The sequence below is a fragment of the Terasakiella sediminum genome, from assembly GCF_033100395.1.
Taxonomy (GTDB): Bacteria; Pseudomonadota; Alphaproteobacteria; order Rhodospirillales; family Terasakiellaceae; genus Terasakiella.
On record NZ_JAWLVJ010000007.1, the window covers coordinates 75,422 to 102,384 of the forward strand.

At 49.6% G+C, this 26,963-nt stretch carries 17 protein-coding genes; 15 read left to right on the top strand and 2 right to left on the bottom strand.

Annotation, left to right across the window (positions count from 1 at the left end; translation table 11 throughout):
• Window positions 1-85 precede the first annotated feature (85 nt).
• The 5 genes from RYZ26_RS07115 (at window position 86) to RYZ26_RS07135 (ending at window position 9,797) form a co-directional block, all read left to right on the top strand.
• Entirely contained in the window at window positions 86-3,535 is a 3,450-nt protein-coding gene (locus tag RYZ26_RS07115) for a pyruvate carboxylase (protein ID WP_317682487.1), read from the top strand.
• A 13-nt stretch (window positions 3,536-3,548) separates the two neighbouring features.
• Entirely contained in the window at window positions 3,549-6,350 is a 2,802-nt protein-coding gene (locus RYZ26_RS07120) for an FAD-binding and (Fe-S)-binding domain-containing protein (protein WP_317682488.1), read from the top strand.
• Window positions 6,351-6,488: 138 nt separating this feature from the next.
• The gene (locus RYZ26_RS07125) at window positions 6,489-6,968 is read left to right on the top strand and encodes a 4Fe-4S dicluster domain-containing protein (protein ID WP_317682489.1); all 480 of its coding nucleotides are present in this window, start codon (window positions 6,489-6,491) and stop codon (window positions 6,966-6,968) included.
• Window positions 6,969-6,986: 18 nt separating this feature from the next.
• Window positions 6,987-8,834, top strand: a complete 1,848-nt coding sequence (locus tag RYZ26_RS07130) for an aldehyde ferredoxin oxidoreductase family protein (protein WP_317682490.1) — start codon at window positions 6,987-6,989, stop codon at window positions 8,832-8,834.
• Between the two features lie 231 nt (window positions 8,835-9,065).
• Window positions 9,066-9,797, top strand: coding sequence for a substrate-binding periplasmic protein (locus tag RYZ26_RS07135; RefSeq protein WP_317682491.1), 732 nt, complete (start codon window positions 9,066-9,068; stop codon window positions 9,795-9,797).
• A 4-nt stretch (window positions 9,798-9,801) separates the two neighbouring features.
• Here the strand turns inward: RYZ26_RS07135 and RYZ26_RS07140 are convergent, their stop codons facing one another.
• Window positions 9,802-11,520, bottom strand: coding sequence for a Na/Pi cotransporter family protein (locus tag RYZ26_RS07140; RefSeq protein WP_317682492.1), 1,719 nt, complete (start codon window positions 11,518-11,520; stop codon window positions 9,802-9,804).
• Between the two features lie 160 nt (window positions 11,521-11,680).
• Between RYZ26_RS07140 and RYZ26_RS07145 the strand changes: the two genes are divergently transcribed.
• From RYZ26_RS07145 to RYZ26_RS07155, 3 genes are all read left to right on the top strand, one after another.
• Window positions 11,681-12,511, top strand: a complete 831-nt coding sequence (locus RYZ26_RS07145) for a sulfite exporter TauE/SafE family protein (protein ID WP_317682493.1) — start codon at window positions 11,681-11,683, stop codon at window positions 12,509-12,511.
• A 123-nt stretch (window positions 12,512-12,634) separates the two neighbouring features.
• Window positions 12,635-13,564: an exopolyphosphatase gene (locus tag RYZ26_RS07150; protein WP_317682494.1), complete on the top strand. Its 930-nt coding sequence runs from the start codon at window positions 12,635-12,637 to the stop codon at window positions 13,562-13,564.
• A 128-nt stretch (window positions 13,565-13,692) separates the two neighbouring features.
• Entirely contained in the window at window positions 13,693-15,288 is a 1,596-nt protein-coding gene (locus RYZ26_RS07155; protein WP_317682495.1) for a S41 family peptidase, read from the top strand.
• A gap of 3 nt (window positions 15,289-15,291) precedes the next feature.
• Here the strand turns inward: RYZ26_RS07155 and RYZ26_RS07160 are convergent, their stop codons facing one another.
• Complete coding sequence (locus RYZ26_RS07160) at window positions 15,292-18,915, bottom strand: FecR domain-containing protein (RefSeq protein WP_317682496.1); 3,624 nt, start codon at window positions 18,913-18,915, stop codon at window positions 15,292-15,294.
• Between the two features lie 642 nt (window positions 18,916-19,557).
• Between RYZ26_RS07160 and RYZ26_RS07165 the strand changes: the two genes are divergently transcribed.
• The 7 genes from RYZ26_RS07165 (at window position 19,558) to nadA (ending at window position 26,954) form a co-directional block, all read left to right on the top strand.
• Window positions 19,558-22,563 (top strand): ATP-binding protein, encoded by a 3,006-nt coding sequence (locus tag RYZ26_RS07165; protein ID WP_317682497.1) that lies wholly within the window; start codon window positions 19,558-19,560, stop codon window positions 22,561-22,563.
• 78 nt (window positions 22,564-22,641) lie between these two features.
• Entirely contained in the window at window positions 22,642-23,718 is a 1,077-nt protein-coding gene (locus RYZ26_RS07170; protein WP_317682498.1) for a response regulator, read from the top strand.
• On the top strand, window positions 23,708-24,049 hold the full coding sequence (locus RYZ26_RS07175; RefSeq protein ID WP_317682499.1) for a TraR/DksA family transcriptional regulator: 342 nt from the start codon (window positions 23,708-23,710) through the stop codon (window positions 24,047-24,049). Before RYZ26_RS07170 ends, RYZ26_RS07175 begins: the two co-directional genes overlap by 11 nt.
• 12 nt (window positions 24,050-24,061) lie before the next feature.
• Window positions 24,062-24,373: a DUF1244 domain-containing protein gene (locus tag RYZ26_RS07180; protein WP_317682500.1), complete on the top strand. Its 312-nt coding sequence runs from the start codon at window positions 24,062-24,064 to the stop codon at window positions 24,371-24,373.
• Window positions 24,374-24,379: 6 nt separating this feature from the next.
• The gene (locus RYZ26_RS07185; RefSeq protein WP_317682501.1) at window positions 24,380-25,408 is read left to right on the top strand and encodes an NUDIX hydrolase; all 1,029 of its coding nucleotides are present in this window, start codon (window positions 24,380-24,382) and stop codon (window positions 25,406-25,408) included.
• A gap of 5 nt (window positions 25,409-25,413) precedes the next feature.
• Window positions 25,414-25,713 carry a hypothetical protein gene (locus tag RYZ26_RS07190; RefSeq protein WP_317682502.1) on the top strand — a complete coding sequence of 100 codons (300 nt, stop codon included), beginning with the start codon at window positions 25,414-25,416 and terminating at the stop codon, window positions 25,711-25,713.
• Between the two features lie 221 nt (window positions 25,714-25,934).
• Window positions 25,935-26,954, top strand: a complete 1,020-nt coding sequence (gene nadA, locus RYZ26_RS07195) for a quinolinate synthase NadA (protein WP_317682503.1) — start codon at window positions 25,935-25,937, stop codon at window positions 26,952-26,954.
• Window positions 26,955-26,963 lie beyond the last annotated feature (9 nt).

Here is a 26,963-nt window from a genome sequence, read left to right on the forward strand (position 1 = left end):
CTTTACTTTTTCCCAGAAAGTACAGTATGTTCCCACCGCCGGATCATAAATATCAAATTAACCTGATTAATAAATGAGTATAATTATGATCAATCGTCCTGAAAAAATTCAACGCCTTTTAGCTGCCAACCGTGGGGAGATCGCTATTCGGATTTGCCGAGCGGCTTCCGAACTTGGCATCCAAACGGTTGCAATTTATTCACAAGAAGACCGTTTTGCCCTTCACCGTTTTAAAGCAGATGAATCCTATCTGATCGGCGAAGGTAAAGGTCCTGTTGAAGCCTATCTGGATATTGAAACCATCATCCGCATTGCAAAGGAAGCCAAAGTCGATGCGATCCACCCGGGGTATGGTTTCCTTTCTGAAAACCCGACATTTGCCCGTCGTTGCCGTGAAGAAGGTATCATCTTTGTTGGTCCAACCCCTGAAGTTATGGAAGGTTTGGGTAACAAGGTATCAGCCCGCGAACTTGCCCTGAAAGCAGGTGCGCCTGTTGTTCCGGCAACAGATGCGCTGCCGGATGACGAAGCAACCATCATCGCTGAGGCCGCCAAGGTTGGTTATCCTATGATCACCAAGGCGTCCTGGGGCGGCGGTGGCCGTGGTATGCGTGAAATTAATTCTGAAGAAGAATTACTGCGCGAAGTTGATGCGGCCAAACGTGAAGCCAAAGCTGCGTTTGGTAATGACGAACTGTATCTCGAAAAACTGGTGCGTCGCGCCCGTCACGTGGAAGTTCAGGTCATGGGCGATACACATGGCAATATCGTCCATCTGTTTGAACGTGACTGTTCCGTTCAGCGTCGTAACCAGAAAGTGGTCGAACGCGCACCAGCACCTTATCTTTCAGAAGAAAAACGTGCTGAAGTTTGCGAAGCTGCCCTGAAAATCGCACGTACCGCTGGTTACTCTTGCGCAGGTACCGTTGAATTCCTGATGGATGTGGATACGGAAGAATTCTACTTCATCGAAGTAAACCCGCGTGTTCAGGTAGAACATACGGTGACAGAGGTCGTAACAGGTATTGATATCGTTCAGGCCCAGATCCGCATCTGTGAAGGCGCGATGATCGGTCGTGATGACAGTGGTGTTCCAAATCAGGAAGACATTAAATTGAACGGTCACTCCATCCAGTGTCGTGTGACAACCGAAGATCCGGACAACAACTTCATTCCGGATTACGGTAAAATCCTGGCCTATCGTGGTGCGACTGGCTTTGGCATCCGTCTGGATGGTGGCACGGCGTTTTCCGGTGCGCTGGTGACGCGTTACTATGACAGTCTGCTGGAAAAAGTAACGGCCTGGGGCAAGACACCAAACGAAGCCATTGCCCGTATGGACCGTGCCTTGCGCGAATTCCGTATCCGTGGTGTGGCGACGAACCTTGTGTTCCTGGAAAATGTGCTGTCGAACGAGAAGTTCCTCTCCGGCGTTTACACAACCAAGTTCATCGATACAACGCCAGAACTGTTTACAGCGCCTAAGCGTAAAGACCGTGCCTCCAAGCTGTTGAACTTCTTGGGCGAAGTCATGGTCAACGGCAACCCGGAAGTGGCAGGGCGCAAACGTCCGGACCATATCCGCAATACCGATGCGCCAAACTACGCGGTGCCGCTTGATGGCGGTTTGAAACAGATGCTGAAGGATCAAGGTCCAAAAGCGGTTTCTGACTGGATGTTGAAACAGGATCGTCTGCTGCTGACCGACACCACCATGCGTGATGCGCACCAGTCTTTGCTGGCAACCCGCGTGCGTACGGACGATCTGGTCAAGATCGCACCGACCTATGCAGCCCGTCTGCCGGAACTTTTCTCGGTTGAATGCTGGGGCGGGGCGACCTTTGATGTGGCCATGCGTTTCCTGAAAGAATGTCCATGGGATCGTCTGGAAAAACTGTCAGCAGCTATGCCAAACCATTTAACGCAAATGCTGCTGCGGGCTTCAAACGGTGTGGGTTATACCAACTATCCGGATAACGCGGTTAAGTATCTGGTGGACCGTTCTGCGGCGGCAGGCATGGATGTCTTCCGTGTGTTTGACAGCCTGAACTGGGTTGAAAACATGCGTGTTGCCATGGATGCAGTGCTTGATACGGGTAAAATCTGTGAAGCAGCTGTGTGTTACACTGGTGATATTCTGGACCCAAAACGTTCCAAGTATGATCTTAAATACTACGTCGATATGGCGAAAGAGCTTGAAAAAGCAGGTGCTCATATCATCGGTCTGAAAGATATGGCGGGTCTGTTGAAACCAGCGGCTGCCACACAGCTGATTACCGCCTTGAAGAATGAAGTCTCTATTCCGATCCATTTCCATACACACGATACATCCGGGATTGCCGCTGCCTCGATTTTGGCGGCATCTGAGGCTGGTGTCGATGCGGTGGATGGTGCGCTTGATGCGATGAGTGGGTTGACCTCTCAGGCCAACCTTGGTTCCATCGTTGCAGCTTTGCGTAACACTCCGCGTGACACCGGCCTTGATCAAATCGCGATGCGTAAAGTGTCGGATTATTGGGAAGATGTGCGCGCGAATTACGTTGGTTTCGAAAGTGAAATCCGTTGCGGTACATCTGACGTTTATAACCACGAAATGCCCGGTGGTCAGTATACCAACCTGCGCCAACAGGCCCGCAGCCTGGGCATTGAAGAACATTGGTCAGAAGTGTCTGATGCCTATGCCGATGTTAACCAGATGTTTGGTGATATCGTCAAGGTAACGCCATCTTCCAAAGTTGTTGGTGATATGGCGCTGATGATGATCACCTCTGGTCTCACACGTGCGGATGTTGAAAACCCGGATAAGGAAATCGCATTCCCTGAATCCGTTGTTTCCTTCTTCCGTGGTGAATTGGGCCAGCCAACTGGTGGCTTCCCTGAGGCTTTGCAGAAGAAGGTTCTGAAAGGTGAAACACCGATTACGGTTCGCCCAGGGTCTGTGATGGATCCGCTTGATCTGGATGGGGAACGTGCCAAGGCTGAAGAACTGGCGGGTCGTGAGATTTCAGAAAATGAACTGGCGTCTTACATCATGTATCCAGCTGTGTTCCGTGATTATGTCAAACACCAGAATGAATTTGGTGATGTGACGGTTCTGCCGACAGGGGCGTTCTTTTATGGGATGGAAACAGGTGATGAAATCGCTGTGGACATCGAAAAAGGGAAAACCCTGTTCATTCGTTTCCGTGCCATGTCCGAAGCAGATGAAGAAGGTCGCCGCACGGTCTTCTTTGAACTGAACGGTCAGCCGCGTAACGTGAAGATCACAGATACAAGCCAGGCCCCGAAAAAAGAAGCCGCACCAAAAGCGGAAGACGGCAATGAAAACCATGTCGGCGCGCCTATGCCGGGTCTGGTTGTTTCTGTAGCCGTTAAAGAAGGTGATACGGTGGAACGCGGTGATGTGCTCCTGTCGATTGAAGCCATGAAGATGGAAACATCTGTTCTGGCTGAAAAATCAGGCACCATCGAACGTGTTGTCGCTTCTGCTGGCACGCAGGTCGATACCAAGGACCTGCTGGTCGTTGTTGCATAAAAGGAAAAAGAACATGCTGCCCACTCCCTACAACAAACTCTTAGACAGCCTGAATGTGACCTTTCCAAAGGAACGACTGGTCACAGATCCGTTGCGCACGTTGGCTTATGGAACAGACGGTAGTTTCTATCGCCTGATCCCGAAGATTGTTGTGATTGTAGAGAGTGAGGCAGACGTTCAGGAACTTTTGAAACAATGTCATGACTGGAACACGCCTGTCACCTTCCGTGCGGCAGGCACCAGTCTTTCCGGACAGGCTGTGACCGATAGTGTCCTGGGCTTGCTCGGGGATAACTGGAACGGGTTCAAGCTGTCGGAAGATCATTCCAAAGTCAGCCTGCAACCCGGTGTGGTTGGCGGGCAAGCCAACGCCAAACTGGCTGCATTTGGCAAAAAGATCGGCCCTGATCCGGCGTCGATCAATGCGGCTAAAATTGGGGGGATTGCGGCGAATAACGCATCGGGTATGTGTTGCGGAACAGCCCAGAACAGTTATCGCACTTTGTCCAGCATGCGTGTCATCTTAAATGATGGCACCTTGCTGGATACAGGCGATAAGCAGTCTGTTGACTCTTTTCGTCAATCTCATTCTCAACTGCTGAACGAACTGGACGAATTAGCGCGCAACACCAAGGATAATGAAACCCTGCGCGCACGCATTGAACAGAAATTTAAAATCAAGAATACAACAGGTTACAGCCTGAATTCCCTGATTGATTACACCGATCCTATCGATATCCTGCAACATTTGATGATCGGGTCAGAAGGCACACTGGGCTTTATCGCCGAAGTGACCTATGACACTTGCGTGGAACATGCCTTCAAAGCCTCTTCCATGGTTTATTTCGAAACCTGCGAGATTGCGGCAAAAGCAGTACAGTGTCTGAAAAAAGCACCTGTTGCCGCCGTTGAACTGGTAGACCGTGCAGGCCTGACATCTGTTCAGGATAAGCCGGGGATGCCGGACTTTTTGAAAGATCTGCCAAGCGATGCAACCGCCTTGCTGGTCGAAGTACGCGCAGAAGAACAGGCCGAACTTTATGATTTGATTGAACAAGTAAAAGCCTCGTTCGCCCACATCGCAACCGAACATCCGGTGGAATTTTCTGAAGACCCGGCTGTATGTGCCAGATACTGGGGCATCCGTAAAGGCTTGTTCCCACTTGTTGGCGCCATGCGTGAAACCGGAACATCTGTCATCATTGAAGATGTGGCCTTCCCCATTGAACATCTGGCTGCGGGTGTGGTTGATCTGCACAAGCTCTTTAATGAATATCACTATGACGAAGCGATCATTTTTGGGCATGCGCTTGAAGGTAATTTACACTTCGTCTTTACTCAGGATTTCAATACGGAATCCGAAGTGGATCGTTACGCCAAATTCATGGATGCCGTCTGTGAAATGGTGGTTCATAAATATGATGGCTCGCTTAAGGCCGAACACGGCACAGGGCGTAACATGGCCCCGTTTGTGGAAATGGAATGGGGCGTGGACGCGTTTTCTTTGATGCGCAATATCAAGGAACTGTTTGACCCCGAAGAAATGCTGAATCCCGGTGTTATCATCAATGACGATAAGGACGTTCATCTTAAAAACCTGAAACCGCTGCCAGCGTCTGAAGAGATGGTGGATAAATGTATCGAATGTGGCTTCTGTGAACCCAAATGCCCATCCAAAGGCCTGACCCTGTCCCCACGTCAACGCATCGTTGGCTGGCGCGAAATCTCACGCCGGGATGCTTCAGGCGAAGATTCCAAAGACCTGCGCGCGATCTATGATTATCAGGGGATGGATACCTGCGCGGCCTGTGGTCTATGTGCCACGGCCTGTCCGGTGGGTATTGAAACGGGTGCCTTGATCAAGATGCTGCGCGGACGTCAGCTGTCATCCGGTTCCGGCAAGCTGGGTGAATGGTTTGCCAATAATTATGGCACCGCCATGAATGTAACTTCCATGGGGTTGAAGGCGGCGAACTTCGCCCATGGTATCCTAGGCTCCAAAGTTATGGGCGGTATGACGGGGGCAGTGCGTAAAATCTCCGGCAACCGTATCCCCAAATGGACACCTGCCATGCCAACGGGAGTCTCGTTCAAGGCCCAAGATACGGCAGGCGAAGAAAATGTGGTCGTTTATCTACCCAGCTGTGCCAGCCGCACCATGGGCCCGGCGCGTGGCGATGATAAAAAGACGCCGCTTCCTGTGGTGACTCAGACCCTGTTGGAGAAAGCAGGCTTCACGGTTCGCTTCCCCCATGGGCTGAATGACCTCTGTTGTGGCCAGCCGTTTGACAGTAAAGGTTTGAAAGACCTGGCAGATGGCAAGGCCCGTGCGCTGGAAGAAAGTCTTTTGAAGGCGTCTGACAATGGCAAATACCCCATCGTCTTTGATACGTCGCCTTGTGCTTTCCGCATGAAAACCATGGAAGGGGTGGAACTGACCTTGTCGGATATCACCGAATTTCTTCATGATCATGTGATTGAAAAGCTGGATATCCAGAAACTTGATCGCAAGGTTGCGGTTCATGCCACCTGTTCCACACAGAAGATGGAATTACAGGCGAAATTGAAAGCGATTGTCGATCAGTGTGTCAGTGATGTGATCATTCCGGAACGTGTGGGTTGCTGTGGTTTTGCGGGCGACAAAGGCTTTACAAAGCCGGAATTGAACGAACATGCACTGCGTCATCTTAATGATGACCTGGACGGTGTGGTTGAAGGTTATTCAACCAGTCGGACGTGTGAAATCGGTTTGTCTGAAAAAGCAGGTTTCCCTTATCGCTCAGTCGTTTACCTTCTGGAAGAGTGCGCAAAATAACGCTTTAATATCATTTGAAACGTTTCGCTTTTAGTTGTCCTGTTTTTCGTGTTAAGCTCCCTTAACTGGCTTGTGAATTTCCATAAATAAGGAAGGCAAGTCTTGGTTAGGGAGTCTTAACAAAGGGACGATAAATACATGCAAAAAGCGCTAAACATCAATGCGGACAAGTGCACAGGCTGTCTGCAGTGTGAGGTTGCCTGTTCATTCGAACACACAGGCACCTTCAATCCTTCCAAGTCACGGATCAAAGTATTCAAATTTCATGATGAGGGACGTTTTGTTCCTTATACCTGTACACAATGTTCAGAAGCCTGGTGTCTGCAGGCTTGCCCTGTTGAAGCTATTTCTTATGATGCGGCGACGGGTGCGAAGGTTGTGGCAGACAGTGCGTGTGTGGGCTGTAAAGTCTGTACCATCGCTTGTCCGTTCGGGACCGTCAACTATGTGCCGGATACGGGCAAGGTTGCCAAATGTGACCTGTGTGGCGGTGATCCAAAATGTGCGACGGCCTGTCCAACAGATGCCATCACCTTTGTGGATGCATCGATGACCGGTCTGGACAAAATGCGCAGCTGGGCGGCCAAGACCGACGCTGGCATGCAAGCTGAAGCTTAAGAAAGGGAGAACTCTACGATGTCATGGGCACGTAAATTATTGCGGGTAAACCTTTCCAAAGGCACTTGCACAGAAGAAGCATTGAACATGGACTGGGCGCAGAAATATCTGGGCTCCCGTGGTCTTGCGACCAAATATTTCATTGAAGAAACCGATCCGAAAGTGGATCCGCTGTCCCCTGAAAACAAGCTGATCATGTCAACAGGTCCGCTGACAGGCACCTGTGCATCGACTGCGGGTCGCTACACCGTTGTGACCAAGGGCGCATTGACGGGTGCCATCGCCTGTTCGAACTCCGGTGGTTTCTTCGGGAATGAAATGAAGAATGCTGGCTGGGACATGATTATTTTTGAAGGTAAGGCGGAGAAACCTGTCTACCTGAAACTGATCGATGAAAAAGCTGAACTGGTGGATGCGTCTGATTATTGGGGCAAATCCTGCTGGGATACGGAAGAAGGCCTGAAAGCCGACCTTCAGGACCCACAAGCGCGTGTGGCCTCCATCGGTGTCTCCGGTGAGCAGGGCGTACTGTACGCTTGTGTGGTCAACGATATGGACCGTGCAGCGGGCCGTTCTGGTGTGGGGACCGTCATGGGCTCCAAAAACCTGAAAGCCGTTGTCATTCGTGGCACACGTGGTGTGAAGGTTGAAGATCCGGCTGGCTTCCTGGATGCGACAAACGCAGGGAAAGCTGTTCTGGCTGAAAACCCGGTTACGGGCGCTGGTCTACCAACATACGGTACGCAAGTTCTGATGAACGTGATCAACGAGATGGGTGCCATGCCAACCCGTAACTTCAAGGACGTTCAGTTCGAAGGTGCGGCCAATATCTCCGGTGAGAAAATGCACGAAGTGCGCGCCGATGGCACCAAGAACCTGGTGACAAATGCGGCGTGTTACGGCTGTACCATTGCGTGTCAGCGCGTTTCTACCATCGAGCGTACCCACTATACGGTTAAAGATCGCCCTGAATATCAAGGCGCATCCGGTGGTCTGGAATATGAAGCAGCCTGGTCGCTTGGTTCTGAATGTGGGGTGGACGATATTGAAGCCTGTACATTTGCAAACTTCATCTGTAACGAACAGGGCTATGACCCAATCTCGTTTGGTGCCACTGTTGGTGCGGCCATGGAACTCTTCGAAATGGGCGTTCTGACCACTGAACATACAGGTGGGATTGAGCTGAAGTTCGGCAATGCAAAAGCGCTGACCGATTGTGCAGAACTCGTTGGTAAAGCTGAAGGTTTTGGTGTTGAACTTGGTCTGGGTTCTGCCCGTCTGGCTGAGAAATATGGTCACCCGGAAGTATCCATGTCCGTTAAAAAGCAGGAATTCCCGGCTTATGACGCCCGTGGGATCCAGGGCATGGGACTGACCTATGCCACATCCAACCGTGGTGCTTGTCATTTGCGTTCTTACACCGTTGCTTCTGAAGTTCTGGGTATTCCTGAAAAGACCGATCCGCTGGAAACAGACGGTAAGGCCGGTCTGGTGATGGCCTTCCAGGATGCAACAGCAGCTGTGGATTCATCTGGTCTTTGTATCTTTACGACCTTTGCCTGGTCTTTGGAAGACATTGCACCACAAGTGAATGCGGCGTGTGAAGGTGACTGGACGGTTGAAAGCATGCTGGAAGTGGGCGAACGCGTCTGGAACATGGAACGTCAGTATAATCTGGCAGCCGGGTTCACAGGCAAGGATGATACCCTGCCGCAGCGCTTGCTGAAAGATGCGGCCAAGACTGGCCCTGCCAAAGGCAAGGTCAATGGTTTGGATAAGATGCTGCCGGAATATTACAATATTCGCGGCTGGGATGCGGAAGGCGTTCCAACATCCGAAACCCTCAACCGCTTGGGTCTTGCTTAAGACTTGAAATGGATGAAGCGGGCCGAGACTTTTCGGTCCGCTTCTTTTTTTAGACGGAAAAAGAATATCATGATCGGAATTTTAAAGCGTATTTTCGGTGGCGATNGGCCTTTAACGAAACAGCCCCTGTCCTGGGATGGACAGGGGCTTTTCTTTTGAAAAGGAATTTGGATTTTTTTCGGATTTAGAGTAGAAACATAAAATAGAATTCAAAACATACTTGGGTCTGTCGTGTTTCGAAAATTTGTCACTAGCGGATTGGCTGCGGTCTTCGGATTGTCTTGTCTATGTGCGTCTGCCCAGGCAGAACACTGCCAGAATCCGGTGATTTCCGGCCCGCCAGTCTGGCATCCTTACATTAAAATCGGCGAAGATGGCGCACGATTTGGCCCAGCCGTTGAAGTGGCGCAAAAGGTTCTGGAGCCTTTGTTTGGTGCGCCTGTCCTGGATCGGATCAAACCCTGGACCCGGGTGAAGGAAGAATTGAAATCTGGCGAGATTGATTTCGTTTTTACCATCCTTCATGCCCGAGAACGCGAAAAGCATTATAGCTATACGCAAAGCTGGACATCAGATACTTATGGGATAGTGATGAAAGCCGGGCGCGATATGGACTATATCGGGACGCGCAGTTTGAAGACTTATAAAGGCGGATATCTGCACGGTATCAGCCTGCCGGAACCCTTTAAGGAATATGAAGCCAACAATGGCAATATCCGATCCATCGCCAATGTTTCATCGCTGTTTAAAATGCTGGATACAGGGCGGGTGGATTATCTGATCGTCAGTCTGCGTTCCTTCTGGGGATTGATACCTGATGGCAAGCAGGAAAGTGACTATAATCTGATTACCACATCCGTTGTACGCATCCCTGTTTTTATGGCGGTTTCCAAGAAATCACCCTGCAACAACCATATGACGGATATCAAAGCAGCCTTACAGCCTTTTGTGGAACGGCGTTAACCCCTTATTCCGCAGAAACAGGGGCCAGATCTTTCTCGCCGGAGGCTTGGTCTTCATCCCAGTTTTCTGTTTCTAGCGATTCCGCTTTGGCCACGACGCCTTTGGCTATACGCTTGCTGAAGTAATAAATCCGGCGCAGACGTTCCACCGTTTCCATTTCGCGCGAATAGGTGTGATGGCGGTTTGTGCCTTCTGTCATCAGACGCTGTGCCCCATGTTCGGAAATGGCCTTGGACTCTTTGGCAATGCCGTCTTTCATGTCGATGACCCGCTGGGCTGCTTCTGCATCTTCGTTATGCAGGGCCTCCAGCGCGGTTTCCAGCGCGCGATCGACTTTGTCATGCAGGGATTTCAGCAAATGGGTTGTCTGTGGGCTGACAGTGACTTTTTCTGCGATGCGGCGTTTACCGATCTGAACCATGTCGGTTTCGATCAAATCACCAATGTTTTCCAGATGGTTTGCCGCAGACATCAATCGCACGACCTCGCGCATATCTTCATCGCCTAGAGACTGCGCACCGATTTTGCGCACATACTTAATGATGGTCATGTGAAGCTGATCCACATTGTTGTCCATTTCAGCCACTTTATCCAGGTGCGTGTGTGTTCCGGTTAAAGTGGCGGGGAGAATGGCAGTCATCATCTTCTGTACATGTTTACCCAACTGCCCCAATTCCAGCCGCACAGCATTTAGCGCGATGGAGGGGGTGGAAATCAGCGGTTCTTCCAGATATTTCGGTTTAACAGACAGTTCATTCGAATCAGGCTTAAGCGGGACAAGCTTTTCAACGATCACGGCAAAGGGGGTGACAAACCAGATGAAGATAAAGGCGTTGGCGACGTTGAAGATGGTGTGGGCATTGGCGATATCACGCGCTGTCCCGCTTTCATCCCCACCGATATCGCGAACGATAGCGGCCAGTTGATCCACAAATCCGATCCAGAGCAACACACCTGCGACGTTAAAGAGCACATGAACCACAGCAGCGCGGAAGGCTTCACGTGGCTTGCCTATGGTTGCGAGCATGGCGGTGACGCAGGTCCCCACGTTGGCCCCAAAGATAAGCGCAATGCCACCTGGAAGCGACAGAAGCCCTTGGGTCGCAAGCGCGATAACGATCCCTGTGGTCGCAGAAGAAGACTGTACGAGCGCCGTAAAAGCTGCGCCTACCAACAGGCCGAGGATTGGGTTTTCCATGGAGACCATCAGGTCCAGGAAAGGCTCGTAACTGCGAAGCGGTTGCATGGCCTCGCTCATCAGGTTCATGCCCAAAAAGACCATGCCCAGCCCCATCAGCATATTACCATATTGCTTAAGTTTGTCATTGCGCCCAAAGAACAGCATGGCAAAGCCAACAGCGACCATCAGCATGGCGAAATGGGTGATTTTGAAGGCAATGATCTGGGCAGTGATGGTGGTGCCGACATTGGCCCCCATGATGATCCCGATGGACTGGCTGAGCTTCATCAGGCCTGCGCTGATAAAACCGACGACCAAAACGGTGGTGACAGACGAGGACTGAATAACGGCGGTAACAAAGGCCCCGGTGAACATCCCGATGAAGCGGTTGGACGTTAATTTGCCCAAAATTGTTTTCATCTTTTCCCCGGCAACGGCCTTAAGGCCGGCAGAGAGTTGTTCCAATCCAAAGAGGAAGAGGGCGAGACCGCCTGCTAATCCTACGGAGATGTTGAAGATGTCGAGTTCGTTACCAGTCGCCATGACTTTTCCCACCTTTTATTATTGTTCTGTCATAAAAGTGTAACCCAATGATAAGGGGTGATCAAATTAAACCTTTGGAGCAAAAGGATAATGGTGGCTTGCATTGCACACGGTTTAGGGATAGAGAGCTTAGCAAGGTTAAGTTTTCAGGTGAGTGTTCGTGGACGCGTTATTTTCTGATCCCGTTTTTATGATGCAGATCGGGGCCGCTTTGGCCGTTACAGGTGTCGTCGCGGGTATTCTGGCAGGATTGTTGGGGGTCGGTGGCGGCATAGTGATTGTGCCTGTGCTGTTTTTTCTGTTTCAGAAATTCGGCACATCGGCGGATATGGCGATGTTTGTCGCCGTTGGGACATCGCTTGCGACCATTATTGCAACCTCTATTTCCTCTGTTCGCTCGCATCATAAAAAGGGTGGGGTGGACTGGCCTTTGTTGCGCAAATGGACACCGGGTGTGGTGATCGGTGTTGTGGCAGGCACTGTTCTGGCTTCAGCGCTTAAAGGACAGGTGCTGACCGTGATGTTTTCCATCCTTGCCTTCATCGTTTCGTTGCGAATGCTGCTGAGTTCCAAAAACGCCCATTTGGCAGAAAAACTTCCGGGTCAACCACTTGAGTTTATTTATGCTTTTATTATCGGTAGTATTTCCGTCATGATTGGGATTGGTGGGGGGAGCATTAGTGTTCCTATTCTAAATGCCTATAATGTTCCCATGCGAAAAGCGGTGGCGTGCGCATCTGGCATTGGCCTTGTGATCGCTGTTCCTGGTGCTATCGGGTTTATCGTTGCCGGGTGGGGGACAGAAGGGTTGCCGCCCGGCTCGTTTGGTTATGTTAATCTGCTGGGCTTTTGTTTGATCGTGCCGTTGACCGTGCTATGTGCGCCTTTGGGGGCGAAGATTGCGCACACAGTTAATCCAGAATTTTTGAAAAAAGGCTTTGCGGTTTTTCTTTTAATCACCAGTATTAAAATGATGCTTGGCGCCTTTTAAAGCGGCAGCTTTTTTCGTCCATGCCCAAGAGAAAGCTTTGAAATGATGTTTGTTTTGGGCTAACGTATTTATAAATCGAAGATTGGGCGCCAGCCCGGATAGTCATAATAAGGAGTTTACGCAATGGGGGATAAGTTTCGGTTAGTCACACGAAGCGATTTTGATGGTTTGGTTTGTGCAGTTCTGCTCAAAAAAATGGACCTCATTGACGATATTACATTTGTTCACCCAAAAGACATGCAGGATGGCAAGGTTGCGATTTCGGATCGTGATATCACCACAAACCTGCCATATGTTGAAGGTGTGCATCTTGCCTTTGACCACCACCTTAGTGAAACCTTGCGTGTGGAAGATAACCCGGCCAACCATGTGATTGACCCGGAAGCCCCATCAGCAGCCCGCGTGGTCTGGAAATATTACGGTGGCCACGGTGAATTCCCGCCAAGCTGGGATGAGATGATGGAAGCGGTGGATAAAGGCGATGCAGCCCGTTTCAACCGCGAAGAAATCCTGAAATCCGAAGACTGGGTGCTGCTGAACTTCCTGATGGATGCACGCACAGGTCTGGGCCGTTTCCGTGAATTCCGCATTTCAAACTATCAGTTGATGATGGACCTGATTGACAGCTGTGCCAGCATGTCGATCAAGGAAATCCTGGAACTGCCAGACGTTAAAGAACGTGTGGATATGTACAAGGAACATGAGCCGAAGTTCATCGATCAACTGAAAAAATGTACCAAAATCCATGATAATGTGGCGGTTCTGGACCTGCGTGAAGAAGAGATCATTTATACGGGCAACCGCTTTATGATCTATGCGCTCTATCCAGATACCAACATTTCTATCCACGTTTTATGGGGCCTGAAAAAGCAAAACACGGTCTTTGCCTGTGGTAAGTCGATCCTGAACAAAGGATCCGGCACAAATGTGGGTGAACTGATGCTGAAATATGATGGCGGTGGGCATGAAAATGCCGGGACCTGTCAGGTACCAAACGATAAGGCTGTTGAAACATTGGATGCTTTGATCAAGCAGATGAATGCTGACGGCTAAACCAAAGCTTTTTTAAGATAAAAGCAGGCTCCTGAGCATGTCGGGAGCCTGCTTTATTTTTCAACCATTGAGAAAAAGTTGTTTTTACCCCATATTTAAAGAAAGCAACTAATGAAAGCCGCCCTTCAATGAAAATCTGGCCCCGCCTTCCGTCTGTTTTGATGATTGTCCTGACCATTGCCGTGGGCAGTGTCTTCTTGCGTGGATGCGCAATTGATGAGGGGCCTGTCGGGCGCTGGATGTCTTCACTGACCGGAACTCATGGTTTGCCAAAAGAAGCGGTGGAAGATCTGGCGCGTTTTCGTGAAGTTTATGACCAGAAATCCATTGAAAATGAAGATGCGCGTGATGACCAGTTCAAGCAATTTGTGGACGGTTTCAAGGTGGTGCGTCGCCACTATGTGAAAGAAGTTTCAGATAAAGACTTGCTGACCTATGCCATTGACGGTTTGGTGGCAGGTGATACCAAGTGGCTGGAAGAAGAAGACGGCACACCAAAAGGCAAGGCAAATCCTGCCAAGGTCGTCGAAGTGGCCCTGGATGCCATGACCAAAAAGCTGGACCCCCATTCCAGCTATATGACCGCAGAAGAATTTCAGGAACTGATGGTGGATACGCAAGGCGAATTTGGCGGTCTGGGTATTGAGGTTCAGAAAACCGATGATTTCCTGAAAGTGGTTTCTCCCATCGAAGGCACACCGGCCGATAAAGCTGGTCTGAAACCCAATGACCATATCACCCATGTGGAAGGGGTATCCATCAAAGACTGGACGCTGATGAAGATCGTTCGTCAGTTGCGCGGCAAGCCGGGTACACCCATTACGGTGACGGTGGAGCGGGAAAATGAAAAGCCGTTTGATGTGACCATCGTGCGCGATATCATTCAGGTTCGTGCCGTGCGTCATGCGCTTTACGATGATTATCTGCATCTGCGCATCAGTTCGTTTTCAGAACGTCTGGAAAGTGACGTGCGTAAGGCCTTTGACGATGCCCGTGACCAGATCGGCGATGGCCTGAAAGGCGTTGTCCTTGATCTGCGTAATAACCCGGGTGGTCTGTTGCAGCAGTCGGTCGCGCTAAGTGATATCTTCTTGAACGATGTGGATGTTGTTTCCATTCGCGGGCGCGGGGAAGATCAGGTGCGTAATTATGGCGCCAGTGATGGTGATCTGGCTGAAGGCTTGCCTGTTGTTGTGCTAATCAATGGTGGATCAGCCTCGGCTTCTGAGATTGTTTCAGGCGCGTTGCAGGATCATAATCGTGCTATCCTGATGGGGCGCAGAACTTTTGGTAAAGGTTCTGTTCAGACCATCATGCCGTTGATGCGCGAAGGGGCCATGCGCCTGACCACATCGCTTTATTATCTGCCATCGGGTCGTACCATTCAGCAAGTTGGTGTCGCGCCGGACATTCGCCTTGATCTGCCTGAGAAAAAGGAAGAAGAGGTTACGGCCAAGGAAGGTGAAGAAGACGGTAAAGCAAATAACGCTGAACATAACTTCAACGCCTCGCGCGAAGCAGACCTGCCTAACGTTTTGAGCGCACGCATTCTCGCCAAAGACAATCTGCATGATAAAGAAGGCGTGCTGGGCAATACCTCTATCGATGCCTGCCCGGAAATAGGCATCCGCAAGGATAAAGAATTGGGCTGCGCGATTGAATTTCTCAAAGCAGGGTCAGCGAAAAAGTTTTTGGCAGGTGTTAGTTTGGACGGCAGGGGTTAAGGATTAGTCCAAACCACCAACTTTTTGAAGGTGAATGGTAAACGTGTTGCTATTTTCTGTACCTGTATAGGTCTCATAACCACTTACCTGATCTGCTTGTAATGTAAAGGCCGGGTCCAAGTTAACGGTATCATTCGCATCTCTATCAATAAAGAGTGCCGTTGCACCTGAGGCATCACCAGTTAGGTTTGCCAAAACACTGCCCCCAAATGTGAAATTGGCAGCTGCATTGGTGAAATCCAATTTCTCAATATTGGTCGTGTTAAAATTACCAGCTAGTGCGGTCATCGTTACATCGCTATCGAAAACAAGTGTATCAGACCCTGTTCCACCATCAAGGATCAGGTTGTTGAACTGGCTTGCGTTGTGAATACGGATAGTATCATCGTCAGCACCACCCGAATAGGAACCTGTACTAACGGAAGAAGCAATGGTTAGTGTATCATTACCTGATCCGCCATCCGCTTTGGATGCACTTGCCCCAAGTGTGAAAATGTCAATGCCGCCACCACCCATCAGTGTCCCAATGACGGCTGCATTGATGATGAAATCATCACTTCCATTACCACCGTCAAAATCACCTGTGAAAGAAGATGTCACGGTAAAGTCATCATTGCCATCCCCAGCGGAAATGGTTCCAACTGTGTTTGTACCTGTGGATGATGTGATCACATCATTGCCAAAACCTGTGTTGATCTGATTAATGTCAGAGGCACTGGAAAGTGTGATTGTATCGGCTTGGAAGCTTGTCTCCAGAATTTCAAATCCTGTGAAGGTATCTGTCCCGCCGCCAGAGGTAAGGCTGCCACTGGAACCGCTTACTGTTAAATCGACTGTTGTCGAGTTGGTTGCGTCATAAACGGTTAGGGTATCTGTACCTGACCCACCGTCAAAGGTGTCATTATCACTGTCTTGAATATAGATGACTTTATCTGTTCCGCCATCAGCGGTGACAACATCGACACCGGTACTGTTTGTGATGGTGTCATTCCCTGTGCTGCCGATCAGCGAGGTCCCTAATCCTGTAAAACCAGAGAAAGTTCCGCTGCCTGAAATTGCAATGGCGGCTGTGTCGCTTACATTCAGGCTTTTGCTGCTGTTTGTAAAGACATGATATCCACTGCCTGTTGTGCTATAGCTGAAATCACCAGCCGCAAGGGTTACTTTATCACCAGCATCAGCATTAAAGGTCAGGTTTGATCCTGTCAAAACATTGCCAAAACCTTCATCGTCAATAGAGATATTAACATTTACGCTGGTATTTGAGATGTTAAAAACTTCAAATTCATGAAATTTGGTGTTTCCAGCTGTTAAGTCAAGGCTGGTCATACTTGTGTCATTGAAAGTGACTGTATCGGAATCACTATTCGTTTCCCCTTCCGTACCGCCAGAGATGCTGTCTATGGACGACAGATGCGAATAATCAGTGATGATGACATTGTCGTCTGCTTCACCCATGATAATATTTTCAAAGCCGTCAAAGACGTCATTTCCAGCGCCGGAAGCTGTGTAATTAATCGTTCCTGCACCTGCGGCTGTCAGGGTCAGATTGTTTTGATAGAGGATTTCCAGATTGTCCCCTTCAGTTTGTGACCCACCGGAAAAGCTGTCGGAATAGGCGTCGTTCAGCGAATAAACGGTGTCATTGTCATCGCCTGCTGCAATAATGTCTGCGCCAGCTTCATCATGTAATGTATCATTACCTGCGCCACCATCAAGACTATCGTCGCCTGTACCACCTTTTAACGTGTCAGCACCGCTGCCGCCTGTGATGGTATCATTACCTGTACCGCCGACAAGGGAGTCGTTTCCGCCTTCACCATTGATAATATCGTCTCCCGTGCCACCATCAATCGTGTCATTACCTGTGCCGCCGCTTACAGTATCATTACCCGTTCCTGCATCAACGATATCTGCGTCTGAACCGCTGTTAATGGTGTCGTTACCAATGCCGCCGTATATATGATCAAGTCCATTGCCGCCATAAATTAAATCATCACCAGCTTGGCCGTAGATGTAATCCGCGCCGACACCGCCATCCAAGGTGTCGTTTCCACCTGTTGCGTCATTGCCATAGGAATCGCCGTATATGGTATCGGCCCCCATGCCGCCTGCGATGATATCATTGCCCAAGCCACCTTCAATTCGGTCATTTCCGCCGGAGGATTCATCTCCAAGGCTGACACCAAAATGCGTTTCAAGTTCTGCAAAATCATCACTTAAGTCAACCGTGTCATAAGAAGAAACGACGATATCCCCGTGAATAATGTCATTACCTGTTCCGCCCAAGATGGAATCTGCACCATTTCCGCCAGAGATGACATCATCTCCGCTATATCCATAAATGGTGTCGTTGCCTGCAAATCCGGCAATGCCTTGGTTCTGACTGTTGTCATTACCAAGGGGATTGTCGATACCTGATGTGCCCTCTATAAATTCTGTTAACCCATCAAGAGTTTCAGTGATCGTTTGTTTTTTGATGATGTCAGCTCGAATTTCCTCGATGATTTTTCCGATTGCTTTGACAAGCGCGATGATCTTAACGGGGGGGATGAAAATTGGTGTGATTGGTTCCGGGATGAAAATGTTAACAGGTTCTGCATTATCAAGGATAAGGATTTCTTCCCCACCCTCTCCGGTTCCTTCGCCTTGTTGTTCACCTTCTCCGGTTCCTTCACCCTGTTGTTCAGCTTCTTCTGCAGCTGCTTCTTCTGCTTTGCGTTCGGCAGCTCGTTCTCTTGTGTTTCGAACGACTTGAAGAACCTTCGAGCCAAAGGACCCTGTAATTTGGACTGAGGAGATAATTATGGGCTGACTTGGGGCAGACGTGAAGGAGATGATTGCCGTGAATTGATTAGGCTGGTTAAGGATAACTGTTCCCGCCCCATTGGTCATGACCAATTCACCCGTAAGGCCATTGTCTTCCTGCAGCAAGGCCGCTTCCATGGGGCCTTCACCTGATTGCTTGATCACCCCTTGGGTGCCACGAATACCGATGGTGGCAACGGGGGTGGTGATGGCCATGGCGTCCGGGTTGGCTTTGGCGATCTGGCCGGAAACGAACGAAAAGACACCACTTGTCAGGGTGGAACTGAATGCCCCATCGCCTGTATCCGGGTCATAGACCATTTCATCCAGGACGATTTCCCCGTCTTCATCCAGAGAAAAGGTGCTTTCATCTTTAAAGGTAATGCCGACGCTGGCACCGCTGGCGGTGCGGATGACATCGCCTTCAAAAACAGGGTCGCCCACATTCAATGTAACGTTTGTACCGTCCGCGCGAAGGGCTGTGATACTCCCTTCTGCGGTTTCAATCTGTCCGATGTTTTCTATTTGATTGGGGGTTGCTTGTGCGTAAGCACCAGGCGTGAGAGAACCAGAAAGCTTTTGGGCAAGCTCAAACGGGATATGGCCGTCACCAATATTCAATCCCTTGGGCTGATTAACATAGAAATCAGTGATCAGCAGCTTTTCACCCGTGCGGCCTGTCAGGATCAGGTCAGGACCAATGGTTTCGTAACCGCCGATTGCGACGTTGAAGCCTGCAGGGAGATCAATACTGTCTTTGGTTTGTGAGGAGAGCACGTAATCAAAGTCAGCATGAGAGTGCTGTGATGAATATGCCATTTTGGGTTGTCCGGGTTATCAAACAAGAATTCTTATACGATAGTATAGGTGCTATTTCTAGTTATTTTTATGTGTACTTATATAGAACCTATGAAAACTAAGATGTGATGGACGTCACACCCTTGTCATAAAAAATATTTTCAATTTCACCCATATGGGTGAAGGCAAGGGCAAAAGTATAGGGCATAGTGTTTCTTAGTTCTCCAATATGGGGTTCTGAGTACGACGTAGTTTCTCGGCGGACTTGGGGTGATAAAACTTTAGCGTTTATCACCCTTTTTTTTGTTCAGCGCTCAATGTTTATTTTTGGGTGATTGAAAAGGGTTTTTGATCGCCTATAACGTTCAAGATGACACGTTTTTCTATAATTTTATGAAAAAAATGACCTGTTTCACCCATATGGGTGAAGTCGCTTACGCATGAATAGGGCATGATCTTTTCAGTTCTCCATTTTGGGGTTCTGAGTACGACGTAGTTTCTCGGCGGACTTGGGGTGATAAAGCTTTCGCATTATCACCCTTTTTTTTTTGACAGTTGGGGGATGATAAAGCTTTTGCGTTTATCGTCCTTTTTTTTGTTCAATTTTAAAGTTCGGGTGCTACTATCACATGTCGTTAATCTGTTGAGGGTGTTGATCAAAGTATGGGTGGTGTTCGCTTTGGTGTCTTTGCACAGCTGATTACCAGTTTTGTCCTGGCGGTAATCTTTACGGTGGCTGCTGCAGGGGTCGGCATTTTCTCGATTCAGAAATTTAATGACGGCATTGAAGAAGTCGCCCTGTCTCGTCTACCCGCCATGACACTGGCTTATCAGCTCGGCCAGCAAAGTGAGGCCATTGTTGCAAGTGCGCCCATGTTGGTGCGGGTGACCACTCAGGCGCAACGCGAAACCATTTCCTTCAGAATTGCGGACCGGGTGCGCTGGCTGCAGGAAATTGTTGATTCGCTGCGGGTCTATGATGTGGATGATAATATTCTGGAAGTCATCAACCTGACACGCCAACAACTGCTGGATAATTATGACCGTCTGGATGATCTGGTCAAACTGCGCATTGATATCGCCCTTGAAAAGAAAGAACGAAATCGGGAACTGCAGAAACTCATTCGTGAAAAAATAGAGTTCCAGTCCATGCCCCATGAATTGTGGGGGGAGTATTTTTATGACCTGATTGATCAGTTGCTGATTTTTGAAACCTTGACTGACACGGCACAGATTGCCCAGTTGCGCCAACAGCTGCTTAACAAATTTGAAGAGTTGCGCAAGCTCGATATCCCGGCGTCAGAGGCCAAGACCATCGATCAAATCGCCATGCTGCGAAAGATTGCCTTGGGCGAAAGTGGCCTGATTGCACTTCAGTCGCGGGAAAAACGGGTGTCACAGCGGATTGTCGGTATTCTGGCGATTAATGAACGTCTTTCCAGTCGTTTTGTCTATTCGGTCAATGACCTGATCCGCCGCATGAAGGAAGAAATCGAAACAGACAGTCAGGCTTTTCAGCAATTGGTAGAAAGCCGTACACAGTTTCTGACCTTGATTGTTTTAGGCAGTGTGGCGGCCCTGAGTTTCCTTGGCGCGATTTATATCCGCCGGATTTTGAAACGCCTGAACGGTCTCAAACGATCCATGCGTATTCATGCAGATGGCGGGGAAACGGAAATCCCGCTGGAAGGTGAAGACGAGATTTCAGATATGGGCCATGCGCTGAAATATCTGGTGGATGAGATCGAAACCCGAGAAAAAGAAATCCGCCTCAGTGAAGCGCGGTTTCGGGACGTGGCTGAAGCGACATCTGACTGGTTTTGGGAAACGGATGCGGACCTTAAATTTTCGCTGGTTTCAGACCGTTTCTTTGAAATTACAGGCTTTGTGCGTGATGACCTGATTGGACGCACCCGTCTGGAATTCAGCGGACGTAGTGGTCGCGAACTGGATGACCCTGATAAATGGATCCATCACAGCAATGATTTGAGCAACCGCCGCCGTTTCCGTGATTTTTCCTATTCCATTAAATGTCCTGACGGAGTTTGGCGTCAGATCAAGGTGTCCGGTAAACCGATCTTCAATGGCGACGGTGATTTCCTGGGGTATCGCGGAACCGGGTCGGATATCACGGCGGAAACCCAAGCCAGAAGCCGCCTGATGGCGGCAAACGAGATTATGCCCGGGGCCTTTGCCCTTTGGGATCACGAAAATCGTCTGGTGCTGTGTAACCGGAAATATTATCAATATTATAAGGTCTTGAATGATCGCATCCGCCCGGGGGTTACCTTTGAAGAGCTGGCTCTGTTGCTGGAAGAACGCAAAGGTATCCGTGATGCCTATGGATATTCTGCGCGACGTCGGGAATTTCGCCAAAAGCCTGTGGGCGTCTTTATGGAAGCGCTATCCAACGGACGTTACCTGCAGGTAAGTGAAGCTTCCACCCTTGATGGGGGTACCGTGTCGCTGGTTATTGACATTACGGACCGGGTGGAGGCTGAAACCCGTCTGGAGCAGGCGCGCCTTGATTCGGAAAATGCCAACAAGGCGAAATCCAAATTTCTTGCCGCTGCCAGCCATGACTTGCGTCAACCCTTGCACGCCATCGGGATGTTTCTGTCGGCCCTCGAAGATCGCCGTCGCAAAGATGATAGCGAAGAAGCCGCGGGCGACCTGCGCATCATTAATAACGTTTCCGATAGTCTGGAAGCTCTGCGTAGCTTGCTGAACGCACTTCTGGATATTTCCAAACTGGATGCAGGTGTGATGAAGGCAGAACCCACAACGGTGATGTTGCGTCCGCTGTTTGATCGACTGATTAAGCAATATGAAGGTCGCGCGCTTGAAAAAAGCCTGCGTCTGAAATCCTTCTGCCCCAATATTGCGGTTCGAAGTGATCCGGTTCTGTTGGAACGGGTGCTGTCCAATCTGATCTCGAACGCCGTTCGCTATACATCTGAAGGCGGGATTTTGTTAGGGGCGCGGCGACGCGGTAACCATGTTCAGGTGCAGGTGACAGATACGGGTGTGGGCATTCCAAAAGAGCGTGTGAAAGATATTTTTGTTGAATTCCAACAGCTTGAAAACCCGGCACGCGACCGTCGTCGTGGTCTTGGGCTGGGTCTTGCGATTGTGGAACGTGTGTTGGCCCTGTTGAATCATACGCTGAACCTGAAGTCCGTGGTAGGCAAAGGTGCGACCTTTGCTGTAATGCTGCCCGCTGATAAAGTCGTTGAAGTCCAGGATGAAGAAAAACCGGTTGAAGTCGCCCTGAGCGGTGGGGAAGTGCCGCTGATTATGGTGATTGATGATGAACCGGACATTTTGGAAGGCATGGAACATCTGATAAGAGGGTGGAAATACAATGTTGTGGCTTCTCTTTCATCAGAAAGTGCGCTGAATGCATTGGATGAAATTGATCAGATGCCAAGCTTGATTTTGGCGGATTATCGATTGAACGAAGACCGCACAGGGGCAGATTGTATTCGCCTTATCCATGAAAAATTGGGTGAAGCTATCCCGGCGGCGATCATTACCGGGGATACGGCACCGGACCGTATTCAGGAAGCCAAGGCCAGTGGCTTTATCTTGCTGCATAAACCACTGCGCCCGGCCAAGCTGCGCCAGTTGATCCGCAGTGTGCAGGCAAAATCCTTCACTGGGGGCTAAAAATCATTTTTGATTGTCCGCTCTATTTGCTACCTTGACCATCCGAACAAGAATAATAACGTTGGAAACCCTATAACCATGAAAACCACATTTGTTGTTGCTGATGATCACCCGCTCGTTCTTGAAGGGGTAAAAGGTGTTCTGCGTTCAATGGAACCGGATGCCGATATTCTGCAGGCAACCAGCTATCCTGATCTGTTGGAAGTCTTGTCTCAGGACCTGGATTTCTCGTTGGTGATTGCGGATTTGAATATGCCGGGAATGGCAGGGTTGGACGGTATCCGCGCGGTACAGAATAAACGCCCGGAAGTGCCGATCATTATTATTTCAGCGACTGAAAGCCAGAAAGCGATCAACAAGACGCTGGAATGCGGTGTGGCAGGCTACATGTTTAAATCCTTCAGTCATCAGCAAATGCAGGCCGCCCTTGAAGCCGTGCTGGAAGGCGAAACCTTCGTTCCGGAACCTGGTACGCAAATGCTCAGCAGTGATGAATTTGAAGATGACAAGAAAACCAACTTTGGCGCAGCCGCACTTAACCGCCTGCCCATGGGGGTGGTCATTGTTGATAAGGATGCAAGCGTTGTGTTTATGAATAACGCCGCTTCCGATATTTTTGCCTTAAGTGACGGTGTCGATGTGGGTGCAACAAGCATTTTCAGGACGTCCAAAGTGGCGGAAACCAAAACTTTGCACAGTATGATTTCCGATGCGGCCGTTGATCTGGGCTCTGCCGATGAAATGGACCGCGAAGGTGGCGCGATGACGGTATCTCGCCCATCTCTGAAACGTGATTTCTCTTTGTTGGTTGTACCGCTGCCGGATGATGAAGATATATCGTCTGATACCGGGAATGTGGCGGTCTTTATTAATGACCCTGAAAAACATAACGAACCCCCAACGGGCGTGCTGGCCCGCCTTTATGGACTGACAGAGGCCGAAGCCCGTTTGTTGCAGGCCCTGATCGTCGGCAAAAAGCTGGAAACCGTTTCTGAAGACTTTGGCGTCTCCATGAACACGGTACGTTCGCATTTGAAACAGGTCTTCCGCAAAACCGGAACCAACCGCCAGCCCGAACTGGTCAGTCTGGTGATGAACAGTTCGGCCCTTTTGGCATCGAACCCGGTTGAGATTGAAGAAGGGTATGATGACTGACCTGGATATTGATCTCTTTAAACAGAAGCTGTTGGACCATCGCGATGACCTGTTAAAGCTGGAAGCGGAAACAGAAGAAGGTCGCCAGCCCGTTGAATTGGATCAGACAAAGGTCGGCAGGTTATCGCGCATGGATGCCCTGCAGGGCCAGGCCATGGCCTTAGCGGTTGAACAAAGACGTAAAAATGAATTACAACGCATTGACGCGGCCCTTAATCGCATTGAGGAAGGTGATTTTGGGTATTGCATCAGTTGTGATGAAGAAATTGCACCAAAGCGGCTGGAACTTGATCCGGCCGTTCCAACATGTATCAAATGTGCAGAAAAATAAGAGGAAACAATAATGGACAAACAAACACAGACTGAACTTGAAGCCGCTGCCTTTCGTGGCCTTGTTGCACATTTGCAAAACCGTTCAGACGTACAGAACATCGATATCATGAACCTAGCGGGCTTTTGCCGTAATTGTCTGGCGAAATGGTACAAGGCAGCTGCGAACGAGCAAAATGTGGAGCTTTCCATGGATGAAGCCAAGGAAGTGATCTACGGCATGCCGTATTCTGAATATAAAGACAAATATCAGGAAAAAGCATCGGATGAGCAAATGGAAAAATTTGCTGATAAATCCGGTCATGCGGTCATTAAAGGGCTTTAAGATCAGATGACGTTCGGGGCACAACAGTTTGAGGATGCAGGCAGCGTTCAGATCGGTCTGACAGCGGTAATTGTCGCTGTGACCGATGATGAACCGCGTATCCTCGTTGTGCGCCGGGTGGACCATGCGCTGGCCTCCAACGAAGAAGGCGTGGCGCGTGAAGGTGATATTCTGAATGATGACAGTCTGGAAGCCCTGCCTTATGGTCCGTTCTACCCCGGTCGTCACCGTACCCTTGATGCGGGTCTGCGCGGCTGGGTGGAAGAACAGACGCAGCTGGACCTTGGATATGTGGAACAGCTCTATACCTTTGGCGATCGCGGCCGTGATCCGCGTGAACAGGAACTGGGTGCACGGGTTCTTTCCATTGGTTACCTAGCTTTGGCGCAGGAAGCCAAGCCCGCCGGAGCAGGGGAAGCCTTGTGGCAAAACTGGTATCGCTATTTCCCATGGGAAGACTGGCGCGCCGGAAAACCTGCGATCCTGACGGAAGAAATTGAACCGGGCCTGGATGAATGGGCAGCCCAAGCTGAAAGCCCGGCAGAAATCCGCGAACGCTTTGCCCGGATTGATGCCACCTTCGGGTCCGAAGAAGTGCGCTGGAACGAAGACCGGGTGCTGGAACGCTACGAATTGCTCTACGAGGCAGGCATCGTGACCGAAGCCCAACGCGATCAGGGCGACGACATAACATTTTCCGTCCACAGCCATCCCATGGTTTTGGACCACCGCCGTATTCTGGCAACCGCCATGGGTCGTTTACGCGGAAAGCTTAAGTATCGCCCCGTGGTGTTCGAACTCGTCCCTCCCACCTTTACCCTGTTTGAACTGCAAAAAGCAGTTGAAGCCATTTCCGGCAACCTTCTCCACAAACAAAACTTCCGTCGTCTGGTTGAGAAGAGTGGTCTGGTGGAAGGTACCGGGAAGTTTGAGAGCAGGACAGGGGGGAGGCCTGCTGAAACGTATAGGTATGTCAGGGATATTCTGGCAGAGCGTTTGACTGCGGGGCCACGGTTGCCTGTTGGGAAGCGTTAGAAAGATTGTTTTTTTTATTTTATCGAAAAGAGAAAATTGAACAATTGGTAGCAGCCTTGGGTGATGCTAAGGAGTTGTTGCTGTCAAATATTGAACTTCCAGGGTATGGAATGAGTGCCAAGGCAGTGCTTGCAGTGCTGGATCAAGAGTTGGATAATATAAAGAATGGCCAAAAGTTAGATAGAAATGAGTTGTATGCTCTATTTAGTATTGCGCAAGAATGGGATGATTTGACAGTTCAAATGAATAAAGATGATGGTGAGTTAGCATCTAAGATAGCTGTTCGAATTATTGATTTGTTATAACTGAGCTTCTTTATTCTACTAATGTCAAAAAAGTTACACATTAAAATCATTAAATAACAATCGCTTAACCCCTACATTCCTTTCTGCAATGCAAAAAAATCTTGACCTATACTCAAGTTGAACATAAGTTATGCTCAAATGGAGGTTAATGATTCTGTCATATTTCTCTCCAAAATTTTTTACCAAGCATATACTCGTTTTGAGTATAAGGAGCCTTAAAGATGACTGCCGCAGCCAAACAGCTGGACGAAGAATTCGAATATACTGCCGACGTTGCAGCGCGCATGGCGCCTGTGTTTGAGCGTGTGAAAGCCCATATCAGCGCAGAAGAATGGCCTGTTATTGCCCCTTACGTGGATGAGATTCTTCGCCTGAAGGAAGAAAAGAATGCAGTTATCCTGGCGCATAACTATCAGACACGCGATATCTTCCACTGTGTCTCTGACATCGTTGGCGACAGTCTTGCTTTGGCGGTAAAAGCCAAGGAAGTTGAAGCCGACGTGATGGTGGTTTGTGGTGTGCACTTTATGGCCGAAACTGCCAAATTGCTGAACCCGTCCAAGAAAGTTCTGATCCCGGACCCGGAAGCCGGTTGTTCTCTGGCGGAAAGTATTACGGGTGCTGACGTTCAAAAACTGCGCGAAGATAACCCGGGTGTGCCGATCTGTACCTACGTGAATACATCTGCCGAAGTTAAGGCGCATGTGGATATTTGCTGTACTTCTGCAAACGCGAAAAAGATTGTTGAATCACTTGATAGCGACAAGGTTCTGCTGGTGCCGGATCAGTTCCTGGCGGCCAACGTTGCCAAGACAACGGATGTTGAAATCCTGACATGGCCGGGCCAGTGCGAAGTACACGAGCTTTACAAAAAAGAAGACATGGTTCAGCTGCGCAAAGATCACCCGGAAGTGGTCATCGTGGCCCACCCTGAATGCCCACCTGAAGTGCTGGATGAAGCTGATTTTTCCGGCTCCACCACGGGCATGGCGGATTATGTGAAAGAGAACAAGCCGGAACTGGTCGCGTTGATCACAGAATGTTCCATGTCTGACAACATCCGTGCGGATTGTCCGGACAGTGAATTCATCATGTCCTGTTCCATGTGCCCACACATGAAGAAAATCACGCTGGAAAAGATCATTCATTGCCTGCGTGATCTGTCCAACGAAGTCTTTGTTGATGAGGAACTGGCGGTACCAGCACGCGCTTCTATCGAAGCCATGATTGCGGCCAGCTAAGCTTTTAAA

Bases quoted from the DNA above. Each gene is read 5' to 3' on its own strand.
- RYZ26_RS07115 (WP_317682487.1), top strand. From the start codon at position 86: ATGATCAATCGTCCTGAAAAAATTCAACGCCTTTTAGCTGCCAACCGT.
- RYZ26_RS07120 (WP_317682488.1), top strand. From the start codon at position 3,549: ATGCTGCCCACTCCCTACAACAAACTCTTAGACAGCCTGAATGTGACC.
- RYZ26_RS07125 (WP_317682489.1), top strand. From the start codon at position 6,489: ATGCAAAAAGCGCTAAACATCAATGCGGACAAGTGCACAGGCTGTCTG.
- RYZ26_RS07130 (WP_317682490.1), top strand. From the start codon at position 6,987: ATGTCATGGGCACGTAAATTATTGCGGGTAAACCTTTCCAAAGGCACT.
- RYZ26_RS07140 (WP_317682492.1), bottom strand. From the start codon at position 11,520: ATGGCGACTGGTAACGAACTCGACATCTTCAACATCTCCGTAGGATTA.
- RYZ26_RS07150 (WP_317682494.1), top strand. From the start codon at position 12,635: ATGGGGGATAAGTTTCGGTTAGTCACACGAAGCGATTTTGATGGTTTG.
- RYZ26_RS07155 (WP_317682495.1), top strand. From the start codon at position 13,693: ATGAAAATCTGGCCCCGCCTTCCGTCTGTTTTGATGATTGTCCTGACC.
- RYZ26_RS07160 (WP_317682496.1), bottom strand. From the start codon at position 18,915: ATGGCATATTCATCACAGCACTCTCATGCTGACTTTGATTACGTGCTC.
- RYZ26_RS07165 (WP_317682497.1), top strand. From the start codon at position 19,558: ATGGGTGGTGTTCGCTTTGGTGTCTTTGCACAGCTGATTACCAGTTTT.
- RYZ26_RS07170 (WP_317682498.1), top strand. From the start codon at position 22,642: ATGAAAACCACATTTGTTGTTGCTGATGATCACCCGCTCGTTCTTGAA.
- RYZ26_RS07175 (WP_317682499.1), top strand. From the start codon at position 23,708: ATGATGACTGACCTGGATATTGATCTCTTTAAACAGAAGCTGTTGGAC.
- RYZ26_RS07180 (WP_317682500.1), top strand. From the start codon at position 24,062: ATGGACAAACAAACACAGACTGAACTTGAAGCCGCTGCCTTTCGTGGC.
- RYZ26_RS07185 (WP_317682501.1), top strand. From the start codon at position 24,380: ATGACGTTCGGGGCACAACAGTTTGAGGATGCAGGCAGCGTTCAGATC.
- nadA (WP_317682503.1), top strand. From the start codon at position 25,935: ATGACTGCCGCAGCCAAACAGCTGGACGAAGAATTCGAATATACTGCC.